Origin of the sequence: Ectopseudomonas oleovorans (assembly GCF_003052605.1) — a bacterium.
Classification (GTDB): domain Bacteria; phylum Pseudomonadota; class Gammaproteobacteria; order Pseudomonadales; family Pseudomonadaceae; genus Aquipseudomonas; species Aquipseudomonas oleovorans_A.
Window position 1 is genome coordinate 44,895 of record NZ_QASO01000139.1, and the last position, 3,421, is coordinate 48,315.

The following is a 3,421-nucleotide window of genomic DNA, read 5'->3' on the forward strand; positions in this document are numbered from 1 at the left end:
AGCCGAAGCCGAAGAAGTCGTTGCGCCGGTCAAGCGCCGTGGCAAACGCAAGCCGCTGCCGGCCAACCTGCCGCGTATGGAGGTCATCCATGAGCTGCCCGAGCATGAGCTTACCTGCGCCTGCGGTGCCTGCAAGCAGTCGATCTGCAGTATAGGAACCTTGAGCCTTCCGTCAAGAGCGCATCCAAATAGACCCAGTGTAAGTGTTGCAGTTGGGCAATTTGGCTGGGCGCGGGTTCAAATCCTTGCTGGGGAGTTGAACACGGGCTGCGCCCTCCGAAGCGGGAGCTAACTCCTGAGATTGAGGCGCTTTAATGCCTTATTCTGTGGTTGAGATTATTTTTTAGGTATTAAATTGCCTTTTTATGCGTGTGCGTCTACTGTTTAGGCATTAAAGTGCTGGTGACTGATATGCACAATCTTACTCTGCAGGTTTATAGGGATGGCCAGTGGCGCAATGCCGTGGAACTCCGTTTCGAGCAGCCCGAGGAAGGGCTGGAGGGTGCTTGTGCTTATGGCTACCAGCATGGCTATCTGGTTGACTCATTGGAGTCTGTAGGCACTCGGCTGAATGTGGCTGTCAGTGCATCTTACCCTCTCGGATGGGATTCTTGGCGAGATAAGAAGGCGCCTGCGTTTCTCTTCGACATCCTGCCATCAGGTGCAGCAAGACGCTTTCTACTGAAGCGTTTGGGCGGCGAGCGGCCCGAGGCTCTCAATCTTGATCTCTACCTTCTTGGGCGATGCACACCTGCGCCAATTGGCAATCTGCGTATCAAGGAGGCTGTCGAGGCGATTGCGGGCAGTCCGATGTTGGGTTTCACACGCGATGAGGTTATTAGCCGGGACTCGCGATTCCTTGAGTACGCGTATGAGCAGGGCGCAGCCATTGGCGGGGCGACAGGTGCTGGCGGTGAGGCCCCCAAACTGTTGCTGACTGAAGATCGGCAGGGCGCCTTACATCCAGATGCCGTGCTGCCAGATGCAGACGCCGCCCAGCACTGGTTTGTGAAGTTCGCGCGTAACAAAGCCAGTCAGACCGATCAGGACATCCTGCGCAGCGAGTATTGCTTCTATCGTGCCGTCCAGCAGCTCGGAATGGACACGGTTGCAGCTGAAGGGCTGGCATTGGAGGAGGGCAATAAGCCCAGTCTCTGGATGCATCGCTTTGATCGGGAGATTAGCCCCGCTGGGGTTTGCCGAACTGCCGTTGAGTCAATGTACTCGTTATGTGGCGTAACCGAGGCGGGTAGTTACATGCTGCACACGCAAGTACTGGGGAAGCTGGTCGAGCTATGGCGAGCTGTTGGGCAGGAACAGCAGGTCGGTGATCTGGTGTTTGAATACATGCGGCGTGATCTGCTGAACCAGATCCTCGGAAATTCAGACAACCACGGACGTAACACCGCGATTCTCCGCTCCGAGCAGGGGGTTCGGTTGGCGCCAATCTACGACCTGGCTCCTATGGTCATGGACGAGGAGGGTGTTACGCGTACGACGAAGTGGCCAAAGCACATCGAGCTTGCAGGAGAGGTCAACTGGAGAGCGGCCTGTGATGAGGTCGCAGAGTGGATTGATGCCGATGAACTGTTTCAACGATTGCAGTTGGCAGCTCAGGACTTGCTCGCGCTACCTGACTTGCTGAGTGCACAAGGCCTTCCTGATTCAACCATGAGTCACCCGCGTATAGCCCTGAGAAATCTTCAGCAGCGGATGCTTCAGTGGGGGTTGGTCTAATGGACATTCTTGAGCGCAATCGCATTTTGAATGAGCTGCAGCAGCAGTTGGCTAGCGGCGAGATCACGATTGGAGGAGCAGTGCGACGCCTGCGTAAGGAAGTGACTGGCTTGCAGCAGGCCAGATTTGCACAGATGTGCAAACTGTCATTGCGGGCCTTGCGACAGCTTGAGTTGGATGAGAGCAATCCGACGGTTCAGACATTGAACAGTGTGTTTAATCCCTTTGGCATGCAGGTCGGCATAGTGCCGAAGACTCCGCGTTGAGCGGCTGCATGCCATGACCTTGACTCATCAAGGGTCAGGATCACTCGTTCGGCCTCGTCAAAGCGCCCCTGTTCTCCGTGCTCTACCTTCACCTTGCGCTGAGATTTGACCGCTTTCTATCAGCTTTGCAATCAGCCGCTGTGCTGTTCTCCGAGCAATCTCGGGGTGTCTTGCCAATAGCTCAGTCAGCGTCAATCCGCTCCCAGATACGTGCATACTATTGAGTATGTCTTTGGAGGAGGGCATAGCTGAGGTGGCGCCGTTTGAATGCTGTTGGTGCAATTCTGGCGCAGTTTTCAGAACTGCGCCATTTTGGGCTGCGAATTTGGCGCAGTTCCAGGCGATCTGCGCCAGAGCGAGGGGCGAGGGTGCTGAGTGAGGGCTGCAGGTTAGATGTATTTTGGCTCTGGATATTGGTGCTTCCATGACCAATGCACCTTTGTCGAGTCCCCGTTAGAACGGACACTTTCGAGTTTGCACACGTCGAATTCGCGGTGCGCACGCTTGAGGCGAAATGCGATCCTCGTCTTGATCTGGTGCGAAACATCTCTGCTGGGGGAGTGTCCCTTGCGTACGGCCCCAATGTGGAGCCCCGCTCTGTTCAGTTGTGCAGACAGAGCTCAACGATTTTTTGAAGGATCGAGGTCTTGGCCGATTCCCGGAGCTTCACTATGTCGAAGGTGAATGTAGAGAAGAACATCTCACCCACGGGCCCAGCGGGTGGCTCAAGACGGGAACCTTCGCTCCGGAATCGTTCGTGATTACTACGTTGTAGACGAGGGTCTGCTTCGGGATGGTGTTATTGGCTGCTTTGTTAGACGCAACAAAGAACCAGGCTCCTTCAGTACCGTTTTCCTGGATGAAGATGCTATGGCGCTGTTTCTGCCTGGTTGGCGTGAGGTAGTACGGAAGGGCAGATATTTGGATGCCAACCTCTCGTGACGGTGGTATGCCGTTGTCCTGACGCTCCTGGTTGTCGAACAGGGTGTTCCCGATGATGGTGAGGTTTATGGCATGCAGATATTGTCATCGTTCTGGGCTAGGGTCTGTTGCAATGTCATCAACCTAAGCTGCAGCCCTGCCCAAGGCAAGCCCCCCGAAGTAGCCAGCCGCCATGGCCGTCGGGCGATGACCAGGCCTCTGCCGCTCAATCAGGCGGTCTAGCTGGGCTGGCGGTGATGTGAGCATCGTCTGTTCCGGCTGTCTAGGCGAGATTTCTCGTTCTCCGGACGAGCCTATGCTGACCGCTTGTGGCCAGCTTTTTTGCACGGAGGTTGGGCGGTGGTGTTTCTTCAGCGCGTCGGTTTGTAGCCCTCACAACCTCGGCTGGCTGCGCGTTTGCGTTGGCGCGCAAAGCTACGGCCTGAGCGTACGGCACTGAGGCTTTTAGCCATCAAGGCCAGCACATTGCTCAGCCC

Annotated in this window: 2 protein-coding genes and 1 pseudogene; all 3 read left to right on the top strand. The window is 55.9% G+C overall.

The window, feature by feature from the left end; all coding sequences use genetic code 11:
* Positions 1 to 145: pseudogene (locus tag DBO86_RS26990) on the top strand (transposase domain-containing protein); the annotation flags it as partial.
* Between the two features lie 266 nt (positions 146 to 411).
* Positions 412 to 1,737, top strand: coding sequence for a type II toxin-antitoxin system HipA family toxin (locus DBO86_RS25155; protein ID WP_003459717.1), 1,326 nt, complete (start codon positions 412 to 414; stop codon positions 1,735 to 1,737).
* On the top strand, positions 1,737 to 2,003 hold the full coding sequence (locus DBO86_RS25160; RefSeq protein WP_003459718.1) for a helix-turn-helix domain-containing protein: 267 nt from the start codon (positions 1,737 to 1,739) through the stop codon (positions 2,001 to 2,003). Before DBO86_RS25155 ends, DBO86_RS25160 begins: the two co-directional genes overlap by 1 nt.
* Positions 2,004 to 3,421 lie beyond the last annotated feature (1,418 nt).

Coding starts and splice junctions, on each gene's coding strand:
- DBO86_RS25155 (WP_003459717.1), top strand. CDS start 412: ATGCACAATCTTACTCTGCAGGTTTATAGGGATGGCCAGTGGCGCAAT.
- DBO86_RS25160 (WP_003459718.1), top strand. CDS start 1,737: ATGGACATTCTTGAGCGCAATCGCATTTTGAATGAGCTGCAGCAGCAG.